The 22,796-nt window shown below is 67.0% G+C and carries 19 protein-coding genes; 13 read left to right on the top strand and 6 right to left on the bottom strand.

Annotated elements, in window-relative coordinates:
• Positions 1-14: 14 nt before the first annotated feature.
• From LK540_RS19665 to LK540_RS19650, 4 genes are all read left to right on the top strand, one after another.
• Entirely contained in the window at positions 15-1,679 is a 1,665-nt protein-coding gene (locus LK540_RS19665) for a mechanosensitive ion channel family protein (RefSeq protein ID WP_229439010.1), read from the top strand.
• Between the two features lie 93 nt (positions 1,680-1,772).
• Positions 1,773-3,218: an NAD-dependent succinate-semialdehyde dehydrogenase gene (locus tag LK540_RS19660; protein ID WP_229439009.1), complete on the top strand. Its 1,446-nt coding sequence runs from the start codon at positions 1,773-1,775 to the stop codon at positions 3,216-3,218.
• Between the two features lie 300 nt (positions 3,219-3,518).
• Positions 3,519-3,818: an antibiotic biosynthesis monooxygenase gene (locus LK540_RS19655; protein ID WP_229439008.1), complete on the top strand. Its 300-nt coding sequence runs from the start codon at positions 3,519-3,521 to the stop codon at positions 3,816-3,818.
• 12 nt (positions 3,819-3,830) lie between these two features.
• Complete coding sequence (locus tag LK540_RS19650; protein WP_229439007.1) at positions 3,831-4,520, top strand: SOS response-associated peptidase; 690 nt, start codon at positions 3,831-3,833, stop codon at positions 4,518-4,520.
• A gap of 14 nt (positions 4,521-4,534) precedes the next feature.
• Here the strand turns inward: LK540_RS19650 and LK540_RS19645 are convergent, their stop codons facing one another.
• From LK540_RS19645 to LK540_RS19620, 6 genes are read right to left on the bottom strand one after another with little or no spacing between them, the layout of a single operon-like run.
• Complete coding sequence (locus LK540_RS19645; RefSeq protein WP_229439006.1) at positions 4,535-6,034, bottom strand: helix-hairpin-helix domain-containing protein; 1,500 nt, start codon at positions 6,032-6,034, stop codon at positions 4,535-4,537.
• Between the two features lie 14 nt (positions 6,035-6,048).
• The gene (locus tag LK540_RS19640) at positions 6,049-7,860 is read right to left on the bottom strand and encodes a PP2C family serine/threonine-protein phosphatase (RefSeq protein ID WP_229439005.1); all 1,812 of its coding nucleotides are present in this window, start codon (positions 7,858-7,860) and stop codon (positions 6,049-6,051) included.
• A gap of 13 nt (positions 7,861-7,873) precedes the next feature.
• Positions 7,874-8,920, bottom strand: coding sequence for a TerY-C metal binding domain-containing protein (locus LK540_RS19635; RefSeq protein WP_229439004.1), 1,047 nt, complete (start codon positions 8,918-8,920; stop codon positions 7,874-7,876).
• 25 nt (positions 8,921-8,945) lie between these two features.
• Positions 8,946-9,587, bottom strand: coding sequence for a VWA domain-containing protein (locus LK540_RS19630; protein ID WP_229439003.1), 642 nt, complete (start codon positions 9,585-9,587; stop codon positions 8,946-8,948).
• Positions 9,584-10,192: a TerD family protein gene (locus LK540_RS19625; protein ID WP_229439002.1), complete on the bottom strand. Its 609-nt coding sequence runs from the start codon at positions 10,190-10,192 to the stop codon at positions 9,584-9,586. The genes LK540_RS19630 and LK540_RS19625 overlap by 4 nt, the downstream gene beginning before the upstream one ends.
• Before the next feature lie 27 nt (positions 10,193-10,219).
• Positions 10,220-10,858 (bottom strand): VWA domain-containing protein, encoded by a 639-nt coding sequence (locus LK540_RS19620; RefSeq protein WP_229439001.1) that lies wholly within the window; start codon positions 10,856-10,858, stop codon positions 10,220-10,222.
• Between the two features lie 411 nt (positions 10,859-11,269).
• Between LK540_RS19620 and LK540_RS19615 the strand changes: the two genes are divergently transcribed.
• The 9 genes from LK540_RS19615 to LK540_RS19575 all read left to right on the top strand — a co-directional run bounded on the left by LK540_RS19615 (position 11,270) and on the right by LK540_RS19575 (position 22,777).
• Complete coding sequence (locus LK540_RS19615) at positions 11,270-11,848, top strand: TerD family protein (RefSeq protein WP_229439000.1); 579 nt, start codon at positions 11,270-11,272, stop codon at positions 11,846-11,848.
• A 50-nt stretch (positions 11,849-11,898) separates the two neighbouring features.
• A complete protein-coding gene (locus LK540_RS19610) occupies positions 11,899-13,236 on the top strand; it encodes a VWA domain-containing protein (RefSeq protein WP_229438999.1) in 1,338 nt (445 codons plus the stop codon).
• A gap of 82 nt (positions 13,237-13,318) precedes the next feature.
• On the top strand, positions 13,319-14,269 hold the full coding sequence (locus LK540_RS19605) for a LysR substrate-binding domain-containing protein (RefSeq protein ID WP_229438998.1): 951 nt from the start codon (positions 13,319-13,321) through the stop codon (positions 14,267-14,269).
• Positions 14,270-14,425: 156 nt separating this feature from the next.
• On the top strand, positions 14,426-15,394 hold the full coding sequence (locus LK540_RS19600) for a glycoside hydrolase family 43 protein (RefSeq protein ID WP_229438997.1): 969 nt from the start codon (positions 14,426-14,428) through the stop codon (positions 15,392-15,394).
• 170 nt (positions 15,395-15,564) lie between these two features.
• Positions 15,565-16,770 (top strand): extracellular solute-binding protein, encoded by a 1,206-nt coding sequence (locus LK540_RS19595; protein ID WP_229438996.1) that lies wholly within the window; start codon positions 15,565-15,567, stop codon positions 16,768-16,770.
• 9 nt (positions 16,771-16,779) lie between these two features.
• Positions 16,780-17,685, top strand: coding sequence for a carbohydrate ABC transporter permease (locus tag LK540_RS19590; RefSeq protein ID WP_229438995.1), 906 nt, complete (start codon positions 16,780-16,782; stop codon positions 17,683-17,685).
• Positions 17,682-18,530: a carbohydrate ABC transporter permease gene (locus tag LK540_RS19585; protein WP_229438994.1), complete on the top strand. Its 849-nt coding sequence runs from the start codon at positions 17,682-17,684 to the stop codon at positions 18,528-18,530. Before LK540_RS19590 ends, LK540_RS19585 begins: the two co-directional genes overlap by 4 nt.
• Positions 18,531-18,548: 18 nt before the next feature.
• A complete protein-coding gene (locus tag LK540_RS19580) occupies positions 18,549-19,688 on the top strand; it encodes an ABC transporter ATP-binding protein (protein WP_229438993.1) in 1,140 nt (379 codons plus the stop codon).
• A 167-nt stretch (positions 19,689-19,855) separates the two neighbouring features.
• A complete protein-coding gene (locus tag LK540_RS19575; protein ID WP_229438992.1) occupies positions 19,856-22,777 on the top strand; it encodes a TonB-dependent receptor in 2,922 nt (973 codons plus the stop codon).
• Positions 22,778-22,796 lie beyond the last annotated feature (19 nt).

Here is a 22,796-nt window from a genome sequence, read left to right as displayed (position 1 = left end):
TCCAAGGAGCCGTTTTGCGCTTTCGTCTTTCCTTCTCTTTCCTCTTCCTGTTCATTCTCGCCCTGGCCGGCCCCGTCCACGCCCTGCCTGCCGCGCCCGAGACCGAGGCGCCCGCGGCCGAAACAGCCCACCCCGACCCGCTGCGCCGCGAAACGCCGCGCTCGATGGTGTCGGGCCTGATCGAAGCCCTGGCCGAACTCGATTACGACCGCGCCGCCCAGTACTTCGAGATGCCGGCCGCCACCAGCAACCGCCAGCGCATGAACGCGGTCAGCCAGGCGCGCGCCTTCCATGCGCTGCTCGACAATGGCGGCTCCCTGAAACCCTTCGCCACCCTGTCGAACCAGGCCAGCGGGCGCGTCGACGACGACCTGCCTGTGGACCAGGAGAACATCGGCGAAGTCACGGTGCAAGACAAGAAGACCCCGATCCTGATCACCCGCGCCGAGGTCGACGGCCAGCAGGTCTGGCGCATTTCCTCGGCCACGCTCGGCCAGATCGCGGCCGCCACGCGCCGCACGCCGGCCGGCACCGAGGCGCCGCAGGACGAATACCTCGTCGGCGGCGCGCCGGTCAAGGACTGGGGCATGCTGCTCGGCCTGGGCGTGATGATCTTCGGCGGCCTGTGGCTGGTATCGGCGCTGGTGGTGGCCGCCATGCGCCGCCTGGTGGCCGATTCAGCGGCCAGCGGCATCTACCGCTTCTTCGAGGCGGCGCTGCCGCCGGCCAGCCTGCTGCTGGCGGTGGCCATCTTCTACAACTGGGCCGAGCGCCTGGCGGTGGCCATCGTCGCGCGCCAGACCCTGCTGCGCTACACCGGCATCGTCACCGTCATCGCGCTGGTGTGGTTCGGGCTGCGCCTGGTCGACGCCGTGTCGGAACTGGTGATCGCGCGCATGCAGCGGCGGCAGCGGCGCCAGATCGTCTCGGTGGTCACGCTGCTGCGCCGCACCGTCAAGATCCTGCTGCTGGTGTTCTCCGGCATCGGCATCCTCGACACCTTCGGCATCGATGTCACCACCGGCATCGCGGCCCTCGGTATCGGCGGTATCGCGTTGGCGCTGGGCGCCCAGAAGACCGTGGAAAACCTGGTCGGCAGCGTGACCGTAATCGCAGACCGTCCGCTGCAGGTGGGCGACTTCATCAAGGTGGGCGACGTGGTCGGCACCGTGGAAGACGTGGGCATCCGCTCGACCCGCATCCGCACCCTGGAGCGCACCGTCGTCACCATTCCGAACGGCGACCTGTCGGCGCGCCAGATCGAGAACTTCGCGGCGCGCGAGCGCTTCCTGTTCAACCCGACCATCGCGGTGAGCTATGCCACGCCGTCGGCCAAGCTGAAGGAGGCGCTTGCCATCGTGCGCGGGGTGCTGGCGGACGAGGAAAAAGTCGCCGAGGGCTGGCGGGCGCGCCTGGGCGGCATTACCGACCGCGCCTTCAACATCGATATATTCTGCTACATCGATACGCCGGAGTTCGACGTCCAGGTCGTGGTGCGCGAAAACCTGCTGTTCACGATCTACGAACGGCTGGAGGCGGCGGGCATCCGGCTGGCCCATCCGAGCCAGACCGTCGTGTTCCATGGGGACGGCCAGGGCGAGGGCAAGGACCGCGGCGAGGCGCGGGGCGAGGGCAGCGAACGGCCGCGCCTGGAGAAAGAAGACCGGCCGGGCCGGTAACGGGCCGTGCAGGGGCTGGCCCGCAGCCGCGCCTGCACGCCGCGCGCAGAGCGGTTATCATGTTTGTCTCAACCACCACAGGATTGACATGCCATGACCACGTCCAGCTATCCCGACACCCGCCTCCTCATCGCCAACGAGTGGTTAGATGCCACCGGCGGCAAGACCATCCCGGTACTGAACCCGGCAACGGGACAGGAAATCGGCACGGTGGCGCATGCATCGATCGCCGACCTGGACCGCGCCCTGGCCGCCGCCCAGAAGGGTTTTGAAACCTGGCGCGACGTGCCGGCCGCCGAGCGCGCCGCTACCATGCGCCGCGCCGCCAACCTGCTGCGCGAACGCGCCGGCGACATCGCCCGCCTGCTGACCCAGGAACAGGGCAAGCCCCTGGTCGAAGCCAAGGGCGAGGCCCTGGCCGGCGCCGAGATCATCGACTGGTTCGCTGCCGAAGGCATGCGCGTGTATGGCCGCATCGTCCCGTCGCGCAACCCGAAAGCCCAGCAACTGGTGCTGAAGGAACCGGTCGGCCCGGTCGCCGCCTTCACCCCGTGGAACTTCCCGATCAACCAGATCGTGCGCAAATTGTCCGCCGCGCTGGCCACCGGCTGCTCGTTCCTGTGCAAGGCGCCGGAAGAAACCCCGGCCTCGCCGGCCGCGCTGCTGCAGTGCTTCGTCGACGCCGGCGTGCCGCCGGGCGTGGTCGGCCTGGTGTTCGGCGACCCGGCCGAAATCTCGGGCTACCTGATCCCGCATCCGGTCATCCGCAAGGTCACCTTCACCGGCTCGACCCCGGTCGGCAAGCAGCTTGCTGCCCTCGCCGGCGCCCACATGAAGCGCGCCACCATGGAACTGGGCGGGCACGCGCCGGTGATCATCGCCGAGGATGCCGACGTCGCCCTGGCCGTGAAAGCCGCCGGCGCCGCCAAGTTCCGCAACGCGGGCCAGGTGTGCATTTCGCCGACGCGCTTCCTGGTGCACAACGCGATCAAGGAAGAATTCACCCGCGCCTTCGTGCAGCACGCCGAAGGCCTCAAATTGGGCGACGGCCTGCAAGAGGGCACGACCCTGGGGCCACTCGCCAACGCACGCCGCCTGACGGCCATGGCCAAGGTAGTGGAAGATGCGCAGGCCAAGGGCGCTACCGTGTCGCTGGGCGGCAAGCGCGTCGGCGAAACCGGCAACTTCTTCTCGCCGACCATCCTGTCCGACGTGCCGCTGGAAGCGAGCGTATTCAACGACGAGCCCTTCGGTCCGGTGGCCGCGATCCGCGGTTTCGACAGCCTGGAAGACGCGATTGCGGAAGCGAACCGCCTGCCGTACGGCCTGGCCGGTTATGCCTTCACGCGCTCGATCAAGAACGCGCAACTGCTGATGAACCGCGTCGAAGTCGGTATGCTGTGGATTAACCAGCCGGCTACGCCAAGCGCCGAGCTGCCGTTCGGCGGCATCAAGGATTCGGGCTACGGTTCGGAAGGCGGCCCGGAGGCGCTGGAGTCTTACCTGAACACCAAGGCGGTGTCGATGGTCGGCGTCTGAGCCGTCCGTCACGAAGGCCGGTGCGAACCGGCCTTTTTCAATTCAGGAGAGAGAACATGGTGCGCGAGCATGCGGCGCTTCCAATGAAAGCCGGTAGGGTGGACTCCCGAGTCCACGCGGTACCACCGTGGCATATCGAAACGCGTACCCTGGCCCTGGAATGCATTCTGCAACGATGTTCGCAAGCACCGCAGTGCGCAAAGGCATGACCGCGTGGACTCGGGAGTCCACCCTACGGAGCACTGTTGAACTGAAGGGCATGACGGCGCGAACCGGCCTTTTTTCTAAAGAGAGAGATAGATGGTAATCGAGAGTGCGGAGCTGTTGATCAAGGAAGGCATGGTAGCCGAATTCGAAGCCGGCGTGCGCCAGGCGACGCCGCTGTTCCAGCGCGCGCGTGGCTGCCACGGCATGTGGCTGGAACGCGGCGTGGAAAACCCGCGCGCCTACCGCCTGCTGGTGCGCTGGGCAACGGTAGAGGACCACAACGTCCACTTCCGCGGCAGCGAGGATTTCCAGGAGTGGCGCCGCCTGGTCGGCCATTGCTTCGATGGCGCGCCGAACGTCAGCCACCTGGAAACGGTGCTCGAAGGTTTCTGAGGCGGGTTCACCATGTGCGTCAACTACCGTCCGCCCACGCCCGAGCAGTTCGGCTCGATCGGCGCCTTCAGCGAACTGCCCGCCGACTGGCGCTGGCCCGAAGAGACCTGGAAGGATTACCTGGCGCCGATCGTTCGCCGCGGCGCAAGCGGCCGTCCGGAAGCATTGCTGGCCACCTACGGCATGGTCCCGCGGCGCCAGATCCCGCCGGACGTGAAACCCTTCGACACCATGAACGCGCGCGCCGAATCGCTGGTCGAGCGCCGTTCGTTTGCGCCGGCCTGGCGCCGCCTGCAACTGTGCGCGGTGCCGATGGCCTGGTTCTACGAGCCCTGCTACGAAACCGGGCGCGCCGTGCGCCATGCGATCGGCATGGCTGATGAATCGCTGTTCTACGTGGCCGGGCTGTGGCGCGACTGGCCCGAGCCCGATGGGGGCGTTGCGTCCTCGTTCACCCAGATCACGATCAACGCCGACGATCACCCGCTGATGAACCGCATGCACAAGCCCGGCGACGAAAAACGCTCGCTGGTGATCCTGCCGCATGAGGAGGTCGAGGATTGGCTGTCCTGCCGCAGCATGGACATGGCCCATTCCTTCTTGCGCCACTATCCCGCCGAGCGCATGCGCGACTGGCCGGCGGCGCCGGCGCCGGTGCGGCGCAAACCGCCCGAGCCGTCGCCGAATCTCGAACTGTTCTGACCGAGGGCAGCCGCCTACTGATTGGCCATCTGCACCACCACCAGCCGGCCGCCCGGCTCGCGCGACATCAGCAGCTGCTTGCCGTCCTCGAGCGCCACCTTGCCGCCGATCGGCACCGGCGTCTTGGCCGGCAGCTCCATCAATTCCGGCATCCCCTCGTTCACCAGGAACCAGGTCCCCTGGTGCAGCACGAAGTAGCCGACGCGCTTTTTCTGGGTCTCGGTGATCTTTTCGTTGGGGACGATGTTGCGGTTGGTATGCCATTGGAACAGCGACTGGCCGGAGTACACCATCAGGCGGTGGTTGTCGGGCCGGAAGCTGCCTTCGCGCTGCGACGAATACAAATTCAGCACCGGCAGCGGCCCCGAGAAGGCGGTGCCGCAGAACGGGCAGCGCGGCCTGGCCTTGTTGTCGAATACGTACCAGCCCTGTTCGCAGGCGAAGTTCGGGCAGGGCTGGAGCAGGTCGACGGTTTTCACCAGCGCGGTTTCCCAGTCGTCGGCGCTGGGGCGCAGGCTGGGGTTGTGCAGGCCGTCGATGAAGGCCTTGGTGAACAGCTCGCCCAGATAGGGGCCGACGATCCCGAACGGCAGCTTCGCCGTATCCTTCCACGGTAGTTCCGAGGGCTTGACGTTGGCCAGCTTGATGCGGTTCGAGGCGTCCGCCGGGTGCTCGACGAACAGCGCGCGCTCGCCCATCGACAGTTCCTCGTCGCGCTGCGGGTCGTTCAGGTCGTGCACCTTGTCGCCGCGCAGCGGATGGCGCAGCAGCAGGTACATGTAGACCAGCACCGCCAGCGCGTGGCGGTCGGTGGCGATCGAGGGCAGCTTGCGCTGTGGGTCGTCGCGCGGCAGATGTGCCGTGGCCACGCATTCGGGGGCGATGAAATCCGGCGTGCCGACCACGTCGGGCGGGTACTTGCCGGGCACGACCAGGCCGTCGATGTCGATCAGGCAGGCGCGCCCGGTGGACGGGTCGATCAGCACGTTGCGGTAGCTGAGGTCCGAGTGCGCCAGGCCGGCCGAGTGCATGCGGCGCACGGCGCGCGCGATCTGCAGGCACAGCTTAATCTGCAGCATCCAGTTGCCGAGTTCGCGCTGGTCGATGAACTTGTTGCGGTTCGAAGGCGAGGCGAACCACTTGCCTTCCTTTTCGCGCCCTTTAATTGCCAGCATGTCGTTGTTGCGCGAGCCATGCTTGAAGAAGAATTCCGGCGCATAGAAGGGCACGACCACGCCCAGCCGCCCGTTGTGCTCGACCATCGCGGTCGGCCAGCAGAACAGGTTCTTCCAGTAGTCGCCGCCGATCTGGTTGAAGATGCGGTCGCGGTAGACGGTGGTGATGACCGACAGGCGCTCGCGCGTGGCGGCGTCGGCGCTGCCGCGGAAGAAGGCCACGACGTAGTCCCGGTTCGGGGAAAAGTAGACGTCCTTCATGCCGCCGGAAGCCTTGACTTCGTCGATGAACTGGACGGTGCTGCCGTCGGCCGCGCTCAGGGTGACAGTGTTTGCCATGGGTCTTGTCTCGATCAGTAGATGACGGCGATGGTGCGGTCGTCGTGGTTACCCTGGGACCAGAAGTCGAGCCAGTCGAGCAGCCTGCGTTCGGCATCCGGCGCCTGGGCGCCGAAGCCGGCGGCGCGGTCGAGCTCTTCCCAGAAGGCGTGCCAGTCGGCGTCGCGCCCGAGCCGGGCTTCGGTATCGAACTTGGCGTCGGAGACGCCGTCGGTCATCAGCACCAGCGCCGTCATGTCCTCGGCCAGGGCGAAGCGGGTGCGCTTGCGCAGCATGGCGTGGTCCACCGCCGCGTTGTCGAGGAAGCGCGTCTGGCCGGAGAACTCGCCGCTGTCCACTTCGCCGAGCAGGGTGATGCCGTCGCGCCGGCTGTAGACGCCGACCGCGCCGTCGCCGACCCAGTAGGCCGCGCACAGGGTGCCGAAGGGGTAGCGCTTGCAGATGGCGATCAGCGCCGTGCTCGAATAATCCTTGAAGGCGCCGCCCAGTTCGGGGCGTGCCGAGACTTCGCCGTGGATGGCGAGGGCCGCGTAATAGGCGGCATTCCCGACCACGCGCGACAGGTGGGTGTGCAGTTCGTCGGCGACGGCGGCCCTTTCCTCGGGCGGCAGCGCGCCGGATGCGGCATAGGCCTGGGCGGCGGCGTCGATCTGGGCGCTGGTGCTGTCGCTCAGGCTGGCGAGGATGCGCCTGCGCGCTTCTTCGCACACGATCTCGGCGCCGCGCCGCGAGTAACGCGCGCTGCCGGCGCCATCGGCCACGGCGGCGATGTGCCAGCCGCCGGCGGCCTGGCAGTCGATGCGGAAGTCGTCGTCGCGGAAGCTCCCCACGTGCGCATGCGAGCGTCCGCGCTTGCTGGCGGCGGCGATCCGGTAATCCTTGCCGGCGATGCCGGCGCAGGCTTCGTCTTCCTTGTAGTACGGGTCCGTCTTGTCCGAGGGCAGGTTCTTCCACATCGAGCGCGGGTCGGGGATGACGGCGAGCGGCACCAGGGCTTGGCGCGTGCGGGCCGGCTGGCGCGCGTAGTGGTAGCGCACCGTCAGCGTGTAGTCGCCGGCCGCGGCCGGCGTGCCGGCGACAGTGCCGCTGGCCAGGTCGGCGCTGCAGCCCAGGCCTTCGGGCACCAGCACGGCCTCGAAGACGATCGCCTCGCCGTCGGCTGGCGCGAGCCGGTGCGCGTAGCTGCTGCCGGCGCGTGCGTTCGGGAGGCGGAAAACGGCGTCGGGCAGGTCGGGCTGCGGCGGCTGGACGGGTGCCGGGGCCGGTTCAGGCTGGGCCGCGGCTGGAGCAGGGGGCGGCGAGGCAGGCGCAGCAGGTGAAGCAGGTGCAGGCGCAGGCGCGGCGGCCAAAGGCGGAACAGGAGGCATGGGCGGCGTCGGCGGCATCGGTGGGGTAGGCGGCATGGGCGGAGTCAAGGGCATCGCAGGCAGGGGAGGTGCAGGCGGAAGAGCCGGCGGCACGGCGGCCGGCGCCGGCCTGCCGGCATCGCCCTGCATGGCGGCGCCGCGCTTGGCATCGGTCGCCGCAGGGGCCGTACGGGCAGCAGGCACCGGCGCCGGTGTCGGCGTCAGTTCGGCAAACGGCATCTTCTTCGCCGGCTGCGCGGCGGCCGGCTGCACGCCTGCGCGTGCCCCGACATCCGGCGCCGGCCGCGGCGGCGCCGCACCGAGGTAGGCATTCAGCGACAGGTCGATCTTTTCGGCGAACTTGTTCGCCAGGTTCCTGAACGCCTCGCTCGCCACGTACTCGTCGACCCGTCCGGGATCGAGTTCGGTGCGCGCACGCAGGATGTAGGCGCGCGCATAGGACTGCAGACTGTGGTCCATCGTGAAGGTTCTCCTAGCCGCGCGAACGCGCGACGTCGAAACCGTCGCCGCTGCATTCGCCGAAATCGCATTCGCGGTCGCAGCTCGGGCATAGCGCCGGGCCGCTGCCGCGGATGCACATCAGGGCGCCGCAGCTGCACATGGCAAAGGCGGTCGGGTTGCCGCAGTGGGGGCAGCCCGGCGAGCCGATCAGGGCGTCGGTGCTGACCGTGCGCACCAGGGCGCGGTCGTCGGACAGCGCGTCGTAGTCGGCTTCCAGCGCAAACACGCCGGCCAGCTGGTAGAGGTCGAGCGCCATTCCGAACTGGCGGGTGCGGGCGGCGGCCGGCACCCGCTCGTAGCGCATCAGGTAGGGCAGGCGGTTGTTCTGGCAGCGGCCGGTCAGGACCACCAGGTCTTCGTCGACGTTCAGGCCGTTCTCGATATCGCCGATCTTTTTCAGGATCGACTCGTCGATCTTGGCCAGGTTCACGCCGGCGCGCGGCTCGGCCACGCTGCGGCTCTGGGCCACGACCGACATCGTGACCCAGTCGACGAAACGCCGGAAGTCCTGCTCGGTCTGGGCATCCAGGCGCAGCACGGTGTCGGTGAAGCGCTGCAGCACGTCGATGGCGGCGAACTTGCCGACCGCAATCGCCACCAGGGTGGCGCGCGCCGCGTAGCGCTCGCGCCAGCGCTTCAGGGCCGGTTCGATGTCGTCGGTGGGTTTACCGTCGGTCATCAGGTAGATCACCGGGCGCCAGTCGCCCTTGCGCTCGGGCGTGTTCGGCTGGATGCTGCGGTCGAGTTCATCCATCAGGTGCTGCATGCCGCGCCCGAGCGAGGTGCCCGAGCCCAGCGGCAGCCGCGGCGGATAGAAGTGGGCCAGTTCCGTCAGCGGCGCCAGCGTGCGCGCCTTGCCGGCAAAGGCGATGGTCGACAGGTGCACCGTTTCGAGCGCATGCGGGTCGGTGCGCAGGCCGGCCACCAGCCGCTCGAGGCCGTGCTGGAGCTGGCGCAGGTTGTCGCCGGCCATCGACTCCGACACGTCCAGCAGCATGAAGATGGGTAAACGCCGCATCGGCTTCTCCTCTGTGCCTATGTGTTCACAATACGACCTGCACTTCGGGCGGCGGTGGCGGCAAATCCGGTGCGCCGACCGCGCCGACGCTGGCGCTGCCCGCCGTGACCGCCGAACTCACCCACTGGAAGAAGCCGGCGAAGCTGGCGCTGTCCAGGGTGTCGAGGCTGACCACGCGGTCGGTGAGCGGGCGCAGCTGGGCCGGGTCGCTCTTCGGGCCGGCGGCGCAGGCGACCACCGTGGCGAAGTTGGCCTGCTTCACCCGCACGATCGCTTCCTGGTAATCCTGGGTGTCCGAGGGTTTACCGTCGGTCATCACGAACAGCAGGGGACGCCAGTCGCCTTTCTGGTCGACGGTCGAGGTGCGGATGTCGCGCGCCAGCATGTCGCAGATGGCGTGCAGCGCCGCGCCCAGGAAGGTCGGGCCGGAGTCCGGACAGACGACTTCCGGCAGCACGATGTCTTCCAGTGGCGTCATCGGCAGGATGGTGGTGACGCGCGCATCGAAGGTGACGATGCACAGGCTGGCGCTTTCCAGCGCAAACGGGTTCTGGCGCAGCGAGGCGAGCAGGGCGTGCAGGCCGACGTTCACGGCCTGGATCGGCTCGCCCCGCATCGAGCCCGAGGTGTCCAGCGCCAGGTAGACCGGCAGGCGGCGTACGCTCATGGCATGTAGGGCCGCATGACGTCGACGAAGCGGTCGGTCTCGTGCGGCGTGCCGATCGCATTGAACTTCCAGCCGCCGCCGTCGCGCACCACTTCGGCAAAGGTCAGCGAGCAGCGCCCGGCCATCGAGGCGTCGCCGCTGATGTCGAAGCGGACCATCTCCTTGTTCCTGTTGTCGACCGCGCGGATAAAGGCGTTCGCCACCTTGCCCAGGTCCTGGCGCTTGCTCTTGCCTTCGTAGATCGACACCACGAACAGGATGCGCTCGTACTTGGCGGGCAGCTGGTCGAGGCGCACGATGATCTGCTCGTCGTCGCCATCGCCTTCGCCGGTGCGGTTGTCGCCGGTCAGCCAGAGCGCGCCGCTGGCGTGGCGCTGGGCGTTGTAGAACACCACGTCTTCCGGGCCGGGCAGCTTGCCGTTCGCGCCGAGTAAAAAGGCGATGGCGTCCAGGTCGTACTCTTCCTGCTTGGCGCCGAACAGCGAGCCGAGGAAGCCGCGCTTTTCTTCGGCCACATCCCAGCCCAGCCCGATGGTGATCTGGGACAGGTCGTTTTCTTCCTTGCGCAGGCTGACGCCTTGCCCTTTACGCAGACTGACTGCCATGTGGCTCTCCTAGTATGGGTGAGGGGTTTACAGGACCACGTTGACTTCGGGCGGCGGCGGCGGCAAATCGGCCAGGCCGTTCGCGTCCTTCTTGGTGAGGTCGATTTTCTGGCTGGTGGTGGCGATCGAGGCGCTGACCCACTTGAAGAAGGCGCGGATGGTGTTGCTGTCGGCCGTGTCCAGGCGCACCACCGATTCGGTGATGCGCTGCAGCTCGCGCACGTTGGCGTTCGGTCCGGCGGCGCAGGCGATCACGGTGCCGAGCTTGGCCGCCTTGATGGCGGCGATGCCGGCGGCCAGGTCGTCGGTCGGGTCGCCGTCGGTCATCATGAAGACGATCGGCTTCCAGTCGCCTTTCTGGTCGGCGGTGGTCTTGGCCACTTCCTGGCCCACGCGCTCGGCCAGCAGCGACAGCGCGGCGCCCATCGAGGTGGTGCCCGAGGCGGTGATCGCCGGCATCTGGAACTGGCCGAGTTCGGTCAGCGGCGTGACCTGTTTCGCGGTGTCGGAGAAGGTAATGACCGACAGCCAGGCCGATTCGATCGCATGGGGATCCTGGCGCAGCGCCGACAGCAGTGTCTGCATGCCGTTGCGCACCGATTCGATCGGCTCGCCGTTCATCGATCCCGAGGTGTCGAGTAACAGGTAGACGGGAAGTTTTCGCATTGTTCTTTCGTACCAAATAGACGGTTGGGAAATGATTCAGGGCGTCCGGGATTCAATGCCGAAGCTCGCGCGGGCATCTTCAATATCCAAAACGATTAATGTATATTACACAGCACCTTGAATTTTGGAAATAGATCTGTCATCAGCGTCGATTATTCGGTTCGATTAATTACGCTCCTATTCCAAATGTGAATATTCACGCTTTTTGTGGGTCGGAATATTGTGTGGAAGCGTGAATATTCACAAATGCGTGCATCGCCGGGCAAGTCCTATGCAAGCGGCATGAGATGCGCCAATTCCCGATAACGGCCGGTTTTGCAATCCACCGCGATGACGGGTTTATTCTGTATAAATAATTGTGGCGGTTGAAAACATTCCCGCCGCCCGAATCAACCAGGACGGAAAACGATTATGGCAATCAGTCTGCAAAAAGGCGGCAATCTCAGTTTATCGAAAACGGACCCGAGCCTGCGCGAGGTGCTGGTCGGACTGGGCTGGGAAGCGCGTTCCACCACCGGCGCGGATTTCGACCTCGACGCCAGCCTGTTCATGGTCCAGGAAAACGGCAAGGTGCGCGGTGACCACGACTTCATTTTCTATAACCAGCTGACCTCCACCTGCGGTGCGGTCGAGCATACCGGCGACAACAAGACCGGCGCCGGCGATGGCGACGACGAAGCACTGAAAATCCGTCTGGCCGACGTGCCGGCCGAGATCAAGCGCCTGGTGATCGCGGTCACGATCCACGACGCCGAGGCGCGGCGCCAGAGTTTCGGCATGGTGCAGGATGCCTTCGTGCGCGTGGTGAACCTCGACAATAACGCCGAGATCGTGCGTTTCGATCTGTCGGAAGACTATTCGACCGAGACCGCGATGATCTTCGCCGAGATCTACCGCCACAACGGCGAATGGAAGTTCCGCGCGGTCGGCCAGGGCTATGCCGGCGGCCTGGCGGCGCTCGCCACCGAGCACGGCGTCGACATCGCCTGAGCGGCCGGGCCGGCGGACTGACATACGAGCAAGCAGACACGAGGTAAAACATGAAACAACTGTCCCGCGGCGAGCGCCTGGCGCTGGCAGCGCATGCGCCGGATGGCGCCATCCAGGCCGGCTTGTCCGCCCAGGGCCTGGCGCTCGATTTCGCCTGCTTCGCCCTCGATGCCGGCGGCAAGCTGGTCGAGGAACGCTACATGACGTTCTTCAACCAGCCGCAAAGCCCGTGCGGCGGCGTGCGCGTGGGAGCGGTCGGCGCCGACCGCGACGGCTTCCTGTTCCAGCTTGGCCGCCTGCCGGCCTCCGTCGAGCGCGTGACCATCACCGCCAGCATCGACGGCGGCGGCACCATGGCGCAACTGCAGTCCGGCGCCCTACGCCTGGTGAGCGCGCAGGGCGAGTTCGCCCGCTTCGATTTCGCCGGGCGCGATTTCGCCGCCGAGCAGGCCGTGATGCTGGGCGAATTCTATCGCAAGGACGGCGGCTGGCGCTTCATGGCGGTCGGCCAGGGTTTCAATGGCGGGCTGGCGGCGCTGGTCAAGCACTTCGGGGCCGACGTCGCCGATACGCCTGCGCCACCACCTGTGTCTCCACCTGCGCCGCCGCCCAAGCCGGCCGCGATCAACCTGGAAAAGCGCGTCGAGCAGGCCGCGCCCCAGCTGGTCAGCCTGGTCAAGTCGGCCGGGGTGTCGCTGGCGAAGGTCGGCCTGGCCGAGCACCGCGCCCGCGTCTGCCTGGTGCTGGACATCTCGGGTTCGATGGGCACGCTGTATAAAAAAGGGCTGGTGCAGCGCTTTGCCGAGCGCATCCTGGCGCTGGGTTGCCGTTTCGACGACGACGGCGAGATCGACGTCTTCCTGTTCGGCCGCAACGTGCACCGCGGCGTACCCATGGGCCTGGGGAATTTCTCCAACTACGTGCGCGAGATCATCGAGCGCCACCCGCTGGAAGGCGACACCCGCTATGGCGCGGCGATGGAAGCCGTGCGCCGCCACTACTTCCCCGATGCCCGCGGCGGCGAGCGCAAGACGCCATGCCAGGCCGCGCTGCCGGTGTACGTGATGTTCGTCACCGACGGCAGCACCTCGGACAAGCCGCTCACCGAGCGCCAGCTGCGCTGGTCGAGCCGCGAGCCGATCTTCTGGCAGTTCATGGGCATCGGCAAGGGCAAGAAATCGAAGAGCAAGCGCTTGATTAACTTCGCCGATTCCGACTTCCCCTTCCTGGAAAAGCTGGACGAACTCGACGGTCGCCTGATCGACAATGCCGGTTTCTTTTCGGTCGAACGCCCCGACGAGCATGCGGACGCAGCCCTGTACGACCTGCTGATGGACGAGTATCCGGACTGGGTTAAACAGGCAAAGGCCAAGGCTCTCATTTCCTGATAAACAACATTTTGCCGGAACGACATTGACGCCCGGCCCGCGCATGCCGTAAGATTTCTTAACAAAAATTTCACAAAGCGGCATGCGCGATTCATCGTCCACAAGGTTCATCCGCTTTCACCTCAAGACGCGCCACCTGGTGCTGCTGGTCGAACTGGGCCGCCACGCCTCGATCCTGCACGCGGCCGAAGCGGCCGGGCTGACCCAGCCCGGGGCCTCGAAACTCATCGGCGAGCTGGAACACGCGCTCGGCGTGCCGCTGTTCGAGCGCCTGCCGCGCGGCGTGGTGCCGACCTGGTACGGCCAGGTGCTGATCCGGCGCGCCGGCGCGGCCCTGGCCGAGATGGACGCGGCGCACCAGGAAATCATGCAGGGCCAGGCCGGCTTCGGCGGCCGCGTGGCCATCGGCAGCGTGCGCGCGGCGGCGGCGACCCTGCTGCCGCAGGCGATCCGGCTGCTGAAGGAACGCAATCCGCGCGTGCAGGTGGCGGTGGCGAGCGACACCAGCCAGGCCATGATCGAGGGATTGCGCGCCGGCGAACTCGACATCGTAATCGGCCGCATCCTCGACCCCGGCGCCGCCGCCGAACTCGAATTCGAACCGCTGGCCGACGAGCCGCACAGCCTGATCGTGCGCGCCGGCCACCCCTGGTTGAACCGCAGCGACCTCGGCTTCGAAGACCTGGCGCAGGCGCCCTGGATCCTGCCGTTGGCCGGGCGCCTGCGCGACCAATTGATGGCGCTGTTCATCGCCAGGGGCTTGCCGCAGCCCGCCGATGTGGTCGAAACCATTTCGCTGCCGTTGGTAATGCGCCTGCTGGCCGACAGCGACCGTGTGGTCGCGCTGCCGCTCGAACTGGTACAGTCCGCGCTGGACGCCGGCACGCTGGCCGTGCTGCCGCTCGATGTCGACCTGCGCGCCGGCGTCTACGGCATCGTCACCCGCAAGCGCCATCACTTGCCGCCCTCGGCCGAGGCAATGCTGGCGGCCCTGCGCGAAGCGGCCGGGCTGACGCCGCCCGTGCATACCTGACGTACATACCTGACGAATACGGATTTGGCATACATCGCGCGTGTTTCGTTATGGAGAGCACGGGTTGCGCGCCGTATGATCTCAGCAATGACAAGACGAGGAGGGGACGATGACGGACTTTTTGCGGACGGCGAACCTGCGCGGAGGCGGGGCGTGATGCGCTGGGCGGGACTGCCGCTTGCCCTGTCTCTTGCAGTGCTGGGTGGCTGCGCAGCGGCGCCGGCGCCGACCTCGCCGGTCACGAGCTCGATCGGCAACTTCCCCGACCCCTTCGTGCTGCCCGACGCCGGCGGCTACTATGCCTACGCCACCAACGGCGACGGCAAGAACCTGCCGACCCTGCATTCGAGCGACCTGCAATCCTGGCGCGCACTGCCGGACGCGATGCCCGCACTGGCCAGCTGGGTACGCAAGGAAGTGCCGCACGTCTGGGCGCCGGAAGTCATCAAGCTGGGCGAGCGCTACGTGCTGTACTACACGGCGCACGACCTGGCCTCGGACCGCCAGTGCGTGGGCGCGGCCGAGTCGGCGTCGCCCGCCGGCCCCTTCGTCGACAAGGCCAGCAAGCCGCTGATTTGCCAGGCCGAACTGGGCGGCACCATCGACGCCAGCCCCTTCCTCGAAGGCGGCCGTCTTTACCTGTACTTCAAGAGCGACGGCAACTGCTGCAACCAGCCGACCCACATCTTCGTACAGGAATTGCGGCCCGACGGCCTGGCCGTGACCGGCCAGCCGACCCGGTTGCTGACGAACGGCCGCAGCTGGGAAGGCAAGGTGATCGAGGCGCCGACCATGGTGCAGCGCGGCGGCAAGTACACCCTGTTCTACTCGGCCAACGACTTCGGCAACGGCACCTACGCGGTGGGTTACGCCACCTGCGCCGGCCCGGTCGGCCCCTGCCAGCCAGCCGACGACTCGCCTTTCCTGAAGAGCCGCGCCGAGCGCAACCTGTACGGCCCGGGCCACCAGGTGGTGTTCCGTGTGGGCGAACAGGACTTCATCGCCTATCATGCGTGGGAACTGAAGCCTGACGGCACCCGCGCCGAACGGCGCTTCCTCTACATCGACAAACTCGACTGGGTGGACGGCAAACCGGTGGTGAAGGGCACGACCCTGATCAGGTAACAGACATGGCGCACCGGCCGGCACAGGCCGGGCGCAAGAAAAAAGCGGAGAAAAACGGAGACATCGTGGCGCAACGCAGACGTTTTATCGCGGCTTCCCTGCTGCTGGGCATGGGTGCCCCCTTGGTGGCGCGGGCGCAGCGGCCCACGCAGCGACCTATCGACATACGGATGTGGACCCTGCTCAGCGGCGGCGACGGCGCCCGCATGCGCGCCATGGTCGAGGACTTCAACGCCAGCCAGCGCGCCGTGCGCGTGGCCAGCACCACCCTGAAGTGGGGCGAGCCTTTCTACACCAAGCTGATCACCTCGTCGGTGGTCGGCGCCGGCCCCGACATCGCCACCGTCCACCTGTCGCGCCTGCCCAACCTGGCCGGCGGCGGCGTGCTGCGCGCGATCAGTGATGCCGAGTTGGCCGCGGCCGGGCTGCGCGGCAGCGACTACTTCCCGCGCCAGTGGGAAAAGTCGCGCTACGAAGGCCGCAACTACGCCATCCCGCTCGACATGCACCCCATGGTCATGTACTACAACAAGACCCTGGCCGGCAAGGCGGGGCTGCTCGACGGCGCCGGTGTGCTCAAACCCATCGTCGGCTACGAGGCCCTGACGGCCGCCTTTGCCGGCGTGCGCGAGCGCAGCGGCAAGGCCGGCCTGGCGATGGAAGCGAGCCAGGGTTCGTACGCCATCTGGCGCCTGTGGCTGTCGCTGCTGAACCAGCGCAAGGCCACGCTGATCGAGAACGGACGCTTTGCCTACGGCCGCGCCGGCGTCGAGGAACTGGCCAAGGTCAGCGCCTGGTTCACGCGCGGCTATGGCCCGGCCGGCCTCGATTACCCGGCCTCGACCAGCCAGTTCATGGGCGGCGGCGCCGGCTTCATGCTCAACGGCGTGTGGGAAGTGCCGGAACTGGTGCGCGCCACGCGCCAGCGCACGCTCGGCTTCGAGTACGGCATCGTGCCGCTGCCGCGCCTGTACCAGGACGCCAGTGTCTGGACCGACTCGCATGCATTTGCCATTCCCTCGAACGAGGGCAAACCCATGGACCCGGCCAAGCTGCAGGGCGTGCTCGCCTTCATGGCCTACGTCAGCCGCCACTCGATGGGCTGGGCCGAGGGCGGCCACGTGCCGGCCTACCGCCCGGTGGCCGAATCGCCCGCGGCCAGGGCGTTGATGCCGAACGCCCTGTATGCCGAGGCCGCGCAGAACGTGGTCTACGACCCCGACGGCTGGTACATGGGTGCGGCCGGGCCGGTCGAGGCCATGGCCTCGAAGTTCATGCCGGGCGCGCTGTCCGGCCAGCTAACCCCGGCTGAAGCGCTGGACATGTTCGAAAAAGAGGCTTCGCGCCTGCTGCGTAAACGCCCGCCGCGCTACTGATTGCCACCCATGGAAACCACGACCTTGACACCCGCCGCCACCGGGGCGCGCACCAGGAAACACGCCGAGGGCCGCAGGGAAAGCATGCCCGCCGCGCTGCTGCTGGCGCCGTTCGCCGCCGCCTTTTTGCTGTTCTTCCTGCTGCCGGCGCTGCATACCTTCTACATGAGCCTGACCGAGAGCAGCCTGACGCGCACCAGCGCTTTCGTCGGCCTGGCCAACTACGCGACCCTGGTGCAGGATCCCTCGTTCTGGTCCTCGCTCGGCAACACCTTCTACTTCGCCCTGTTGACCGTGATCCCGCTCACGGCGCTGGGCCTGGTGATGGCGCTGCTGGTGAACCGCTTTGTCCGCATCCAGTCCTGGCTGCAGGGCGCCTTCTTCCTGCCCTACGTGCTGCCGATCTCGGTGATGACCCTGATCGCCGACTGGATGCTGCAGCCTTCGTCGGGCGTGATCAACCACATCGTCGGCGGCCAGAATGCCTGGCTCTCTGACGTGCACTGGGCGCTGCCGGCGGTGGCGATCGGCACCATCTGGTGGACGGTCGGCTTCAACATGCTGATGCTGCTGGCCGGCCTGCGCAACATCCCGGGCGAGCTGTACGAGGCCGCGGCCCTGGACGGCGCCAGCGGCTTCACGCTGTTTCGCGCCATCACCTGGCCGTCCCTGAAACCGGTGGTCGGCACGGCGCTGCTGATCCAGCTGATCGCCTCGCTCAAGGTGTTCGGGCAAACCTATATCCTCACCAGCGGCGGACCCTACAACACCAGCCGTGTCACCCTGCACTATATGTACGAAACCGCATTCACCCAGAGCGACGCCGGCTACGCCGCGGCCGTGGCCATGGCCTTCATGTTCGTGGTCATCGCGCTGTCGCTGCTGGCGCGCATGGTGGCAAGGAGGGCGGCATGAGCGTGCGCTTCCATATCATGCGCTCCCAGGTCGGCTGGACTGTCGCCGCCGTGCTGGCCAGCGTGGTGCTGATGGCGCTCTGGCTGTTCCCGCTGCTGTGGGCCCTGTCGACGGCGCTGCGGCCCGAGCACGAAACCGTGTCCGCCGTGTTCCACTGGCTGCCGCAGACCTGGACCCTGGACGCGTTTGCCAAGACCCTCAGCGCCGGCAACGTGCCGCGCTGGCTGTTCAACAGCGCGCTGGTCGCCTTTTTGGTGACGGTGGTGACGATGGCAATCAGCCTGATGGCCGCCTACGCCTTTTCGCAGCTGCGCTTCCGCGGCCGCGCGCTGCTGTTCGGCGCCGCCATGCTCGCCTTCCTGCTGCCGTTCGAGGCGCTGCTGGTGCCGCTGTTCCGCACCATGCATCAGCTGGGCATGATCAACAGCTACGCCGGGCTGGTGCTGCCGCAGGTGGTGTCGCCGGTCGTCATCTATGTGTTCAAGCAGTTCTTCGATGCGATTCCCGCCGACTTCCGCGAGGCGGCCGTGATGGACGGCGCGAACCCCTTGCGCGTGCTGTGGAGCGTGTATCTGCCGATCTCGGGGAACATCGTCTGGGCGATGGCGATCGTCACCTTCATCGGCGCCTGGAACAACTTCCTCTGGCCCTTCATCATCGTCACTTCGAACGACATGATGACGATCCCGCTCGGCCTGACCCAGACCTACGACGCCTTTGGCGTGCGTTACGCGCAATTGATGGCGGCGGCGCTGCTGGGCGCCTTGCCGGTCGCGCTTGCCTACGTGGTGTTCCAGCGCCGGGTAACCCAGGGCTTCCTCGCCGCGAGCGGGCTCAAGGGATAAGAACATAAAGGAGTCATCATGGCATCGGTCAGCCTTCGCGGCATCAAGAAACAGTACGAAAAGAACAGCGTCATCAAGGGCGTCGACCTGGAGATCGCGGACGGCGAATTCGTGGTCTTCGTCGGGCCTTCGGGCTGCGGCAAGTCGACCCTGCTGCGCATCATCGCGGGCCTGGAAGACATCACCGAGGGCACGCTCGAAATCGGCGGGCGCGTGGCCAACGACGTCGAGCCGGCGCGGCGCGGCATCGCCATGGTGTTCCAGAGCTATGCGCTGTACCCGCACATGAGCGTAGCCGAGAACATGGGCTTCGCCCTGAAGCTGGCCAAGGTGCCCAAAAGCGAGATCGCCGAGCGGGTAGGGCGCGCCGCCGAGATCCTGCAGATCGGGCACCTGCTGGAACGCAAGCCCAAGGCGCTGTCGGGCGGGCAGCGCCAGCGCGTGGCGATCGGGCGCGCCATCGTGCGCAAACCCGAGGTCTTCCTGTTCGACGAGCCGCTGTCGAACCTCGATGCCGCACTGCGCGGACAAACGCGCGTGGAACTGGCGCGCCTGCACCGCGAGCTGAAAAGCACCATGATCTACGTGACCCACGACCAGGTCGAGGCCATGACCCTGGGCCAGAAGATCGTGGTGCTGAACGGCGGGCGCATCGAGCAGGTGGGCACGCCGTCGGACCTGTACGAGCGTCCGGCGAACAAGTTCGTGGCCGGCTTCCTCGGTTCGCCGCGCATGAACTTCTTCGACGCCACGCTGGCCGGGCAGGGCGCGCGCAGCGCCACCGTGGAACTGGCGGGCGGCGAGCGGGTGGAGGTGGCGGCCGACGTGGCGCGTGCCGGCACCGGCGCCCGCGTCACCCTGGGTGTGCGGCCCGAGCATCTGCAACTGGCCCGGCCGGGACTGGAAGGCGGCGGCATCGCGGCGACGGTGGCGCTGGTCGAGTACCTGGGTGACGTCACGCTGGTGTATGCGCAGGTGGGCGAGGGCGGGGAAATGGTGGCGGTGAAGACCGATGCCGATTCCGCGCCGCCGGCGCTGGGCAGCCGGGTCGAGCTGGTGTTCCCGGCCACGCGCGCCTTCCTGTTCGATGCCGACGGCCGGGTGTTCGCGCCAGGCTGGGTGGCCAGCACGGCCGAACCGGTAGCACAGATTCCATAAGGCGGCTAGAACTGTGTCATTCGTGCGTCAGCCATGACGTTTTCAGATAGCTCTTGCGTGTTTCGTTATTGGTGGCGCCCTGCTTGCTCTTTTACTATTTGATGAGGCCTGAGGCCGGCAACGACCGGCGGGCACGTGGTTTCTCATAATAAATTCAGGAGACATGCATGACACGATTCGAAGTCAAGCCGATCTGCGCGGCGATCATGTTGCTGACGGCAACCAGCGCGTCGGCGCTGGCGCAAACCGCTACCGATAACACGCCTGCTGCCACCAGCACGAGCACGAGCGCCAGTACCGGCGCCAGCGTCAGTACCAGTGCCAGCGAGAGCACCAGCGCGGGCGCCAGCGCGGCGGGCAGCACCGTCGCGGGCGCCGAGTCCCCACAAGCCCAGCAAGCCGGGCAATCCGTTCCCGCCACCGTCCAGCCCGCACCCGAGGTTTCGCAGGCGGCGCCGGCCGTGGTCCAGGTGACCGGCCTGCGCGGCAGCCTGCGCTCGGCCGAGGCCATCAAGCGCGATTCGCTGCAGGTGGTCGACGCCATCAATGCCGAGGACATCGGCAAGTTCCCCGACCGCCAGGCCGGCGACGCCCTGCAGCGTGTAGCGGGCGTGCAGGTGGGCCGCGACCGTGGCCAGACCAGCACCGTGATCATCCGCGGCTTGCCGGACGTGGTGACCACGATCGACGGCAACGAGATCTTCACGGCGGCAGCGCGCCGCCTGTCCTACGAGGACTTGCCGGTGCAGTCGATCGGCGGCCTGGAAGTGTATAAATCGGCCACCCCGAACCAGCTCGAAGGCGGCATCGCCGGCGGCGTCAACGTGCGCCTGCGCTCGCCGTTCGATTCGAAAGGCTACAGCTTCACCGGCTACGTCGAAGACCGCATGAACAAGACCAACGGCAGCGACGCCAGCAAGGACACGCATAATCCGGGCGGCGGCTTCTCGGTCAGCAATCGCTGGGATACCGGCGTCGGCGAAATGGGCGCGCTGTTCGACGTCGCCGTCAACCGCGAAGACTGGACCTTCCCGGTGCAATGGGTCGACCGGCCGGAGAACGTGTTCGCCGTGGGCACGGACGGCAGCGCCCGGCGGCTCGGGAATACCGGACCGTTCGCGCTGAACCCCGGCGAAAGGCTGGGCCAGCTGCCGAACATCGGCGGCATCTACAACAGCGGCACGCGCGAGCGCCAGAGCATCCACGGCGCCTTCCAGTGGAAGATCAGCCCGCGCCTGCAGGCGACCGCGCAATACCTCGGTACCGGCTACCAGGGCCGCAATGCGGTCAACTACATCCTCGACATCGTCACCTGGGCGCCGCGCCTGAACAACGTCGTGCTGGCGCCGCAGGGCGACCATTGCAACACGCCGCGCGGGGTCATCTGCCCGATCATGTCGGCCGATGCGCCGGCCGCCCAGTTCAGCCCCAGCCCCTACGACTGGGACCCGTACATGGCAACCAGCACCTGGGGCCAGAAGGAACGCACCTACACCCACTTCCTGAACCTCGCCCTGCGCTACAACGATGGTCCGCTGACGGTGAACAACCACCTGGCCTATACCAAGTCGAAGTTCGTCAACGACACCCTTATCGTCGACCAGCAGGTGCCGGGCGCCAGCTCCAGCGTGTATGCCTACGGCCGCGACGGCCACGGCGGCTACAACACGGTCACCACGCCGGGCAGCGCGAACGCCCTGCGCGACCCGAACCAGTTCGTGTTGCGCGGCATGGTGCAGAACTGGAGCGAACAGGCCGGCAAGCAGGCGCAATGGCGTTCCGACGCCACCTACCGGCTCGGCGGCGACGGTTTCGTCAAGGCCGTGCTGGCGGGCGTGCGCCTGTCCGAACGCAAAGTCAGCAACCACAGCGCCGAACGCGCGTCCGACTTCAGCTCGGCGGTCCGTCCTACCCCGATCGGCCTGTTCGGACCATCCTTCGAGGAACTGGTGCCCGGCCTGGACCGCCTGGGCGGCCCCTGGTACACGCCTTCGGCCAACTACCTGATCGAGAACCCCGATGTGGTGCGCAATGCCTACGGCCAGCCAAGTGGCCGGGTGCCGGACGACCCCACGCGCCTGTTCGAGCAGCGCGAGCGCAACGCCACCTTCTACCTGTCCGGGCGCTGGGAAACCGACATCGGCGGCATCAAGGTCAGCGGCGAGGCCGGTGCGCGCGTGCTGAAGGACAAGCGCAAGCTGCGCGGCCAGAACCGCATCGGCGACGTGGTGACCGACGTCGACCTCTCGACGTCGGAAACCAACGTCCTGCCGAGCATCTCGGCGATCGTCAACTGGAACGAGCAGTGGCAGTCCCACCTTTCGGCCGGCAAGACCCTGACGCGTCCGGGCTTCCGCGAGCTGAACCCGGCACTGTCGCTGGTGCCGCCGACCGTGAACGCGCCGGGCACCGGCGGCGCCGGCAACCCCGACCTGTCGCCGACCAAGTCGAAGAACATCGACGCCACGCTCGAATACTATTTCGCGAAGAACGGCTATGCCCAGGTTGCGCTGTTCCACCGCGACATCGACGGCTACCTCCAGAACTTTACCCAGGACGAGAGCATCAACGGCGTCACCTACCGCGTGAACCGGCCGCAGAATTCGGGCAAGGGCACGCTGCGCGGCGCCGAACTGAGTGCGCAGAAGTTCTTCGACTTCCTGCCTGGTTTCTGGCGCGACTTCGGTGTGCAGGCCAACTACACCTGGATCGACGGCGACAACGAAACCAGGACGTCGCTGAACAGCGGTGCGTTCACCAAGACGGCACTGGTCGGCGTGGCGAAGCAGAACTACAACGTCGCCCTGCTGTATGAAGGCCATGGCATCACCGGCCGCCTGGCCGCGACCCGCCGCGGCGACTACGTCGAGCAGATCGCCGAGCCGCCCTACGACCAGGACCGCGTGGTCAAGGCCACGACTTTTGTCGACCTGAGCATCGGCTACGAGCTGACCCCGAACGTGTCGCTGCACTTCGACGCGATCAACCTGACCAAGGCGAAGTTCGAGAGCGAGCTCGGCCCTTACCAGCCGCGCGACATCCGCTACAACATGACCACGTATGGCCTGAGCCTGCGCTACAAGATGTAAGACCCCGGCAAGACAGGCC

Origin of the sequence: Massilia sp. IC2-278, from assembly GCF_020708045.1 — a bacterium.
Taxonomy (GTDB): Bacteria; Pseudomonadota; Gammaproteobacteria; order Burkholderiales; family Burkholderiaceae_D; genus Telluria.
Note: the sequence above shows the minus strand (reverse complement) of the source record. Positions and strands in the feature narration are given on the sequence as shown.

Excerpts from the sequence above, each read along its gene's own strand:
- LK540_RS19660 (WP_229439009.1), top strand. The coding sequence starts at position 1,773 with ATGACCACGTCCAGCTATCCCGACACCCGCCTCCTCATCGCCAACGAG.
- LK540_RS19650 (WP_229439007.1), top strand. The coding sequence starts at position 3,831 with ATGTGCGTCAACTACCGTCCGCCCACGCCCGAGCAGTTCGGCTCGATC.
- LK540_RS19645 (WP_229439006.1), bottom strand. The coding sequence starts at position 6,034 with ATGGCAAACACTGTCACCCTGAGCGCGGCCGACGGCAGCACCGTCCAG.
- LK540_RS19595 (WP_229438996.1), top strand. The coding sequence starts at position 15,565 with ATGTGGACCCTGCTCAGCGGCGGCGACGGCGCCCGCATGCGCGCCATG.
- LK540_RS19590 (WP_229438995.1), top strand. The coding sequence starts at position 16,780 with ATGGAAACCACGACCTTGACACCCGCCGCCACCGGGGCGCGCACCAGG.
- LK540_RS19605 (WP_229438998.1), top strand. The coding sequence starts at position 13,319 with ATGCGCGATTCATCGTCCACAAGGTTCATCCGCTTTCACCTCAAGACG.
- LK540_RS19575 (WP_229438992.1), top strand. The coding sequence starts at position 19,856 with ATGACACGATTCGAAGTCAAGCCGATCTGCGCGGCGATCATGTTGCTG.
- LK540_RS19615 (WP_229439000.1), top strand. The coding sequence starts at position 11,270 with ATGGCAATCAGTCTGCAAAAAGGCGGCAATCTCAGTTTATCGAAAACG.
- LK540_RS19580 (WP_229438993.1), top strand. The coding sequence starts at position 18,549 with ATGGCATCGGTCAGCCTTCGCGGCATCAAGAAACAGTACGAAAAGAAC.
- LK540_RS19630 (WP_229439003.1), bottom strand. The coding sequence starts at position 9,587 with ATGAGCGTACGCCGCCTGCCGGTCTACCTGGCGCTGGACACCTCGGGC.
- LK540_RS19620 (WP_229439001.1), bottom strand. The coding sequence starts at position 10,858 with ATGCGAAAACTTCCCGTCTACCTGTTACTCGACACCTCGGGATCGATG.
- LK540_RS19655 (WP_229439008.1), top strand. The coding sequence starts at position 3,519 with ATGGTAATCGAGAGTGCGGAGCTGTTGATCAAGGAAGGCATGGTAGCC.
- LK540_RS19600 (WP_229438997.1), top strand. The coding sequence starts at position 14,426 with ATGCGCTGGGCGGGACTGCCGCTTGCCCTGTCTCTTGCAGTGCTGGGT.
- LK540_RS19640 (WP_229439005.1), bottom strand. The coding sequence starts at position 7,860 with ATGGACCACAGTCTGCAGTCCTATGCGCGCGCCTACATCCTGCGTGCG.
- LK540_RS19610 (WP_229438999.1), top strand. The coding sequence starts at position 11,899 with ATGAAACAACTGTCCCGCGGCGAGCGCCTGGCGCTGGCAGCGCATGCG.
- LK540_RS19635 (WP_229439004.1), bottom strand. The coding sequence starts at position 8,920 with ATGCGGCGTTTACCCATCTTCATGCTGCTGGACGTGTCGGAGTCGATG.
- LK540_RS19625 (WP_229439002.1), bottom strand. The coding sequence starts at position 10,192 with ATGGCAGTCAGTCTGCGTAAAGGGCAAGGCGTCAGCCTGCGCAAGGAA.
- LK540_RS19585 (WP_229438994.1), top strand. The coding sequence starts at position 17,682 with ATGAGCGTGCGCTTCCATATCATGCGCTCCCAGGTCGGCTGGACTGTC.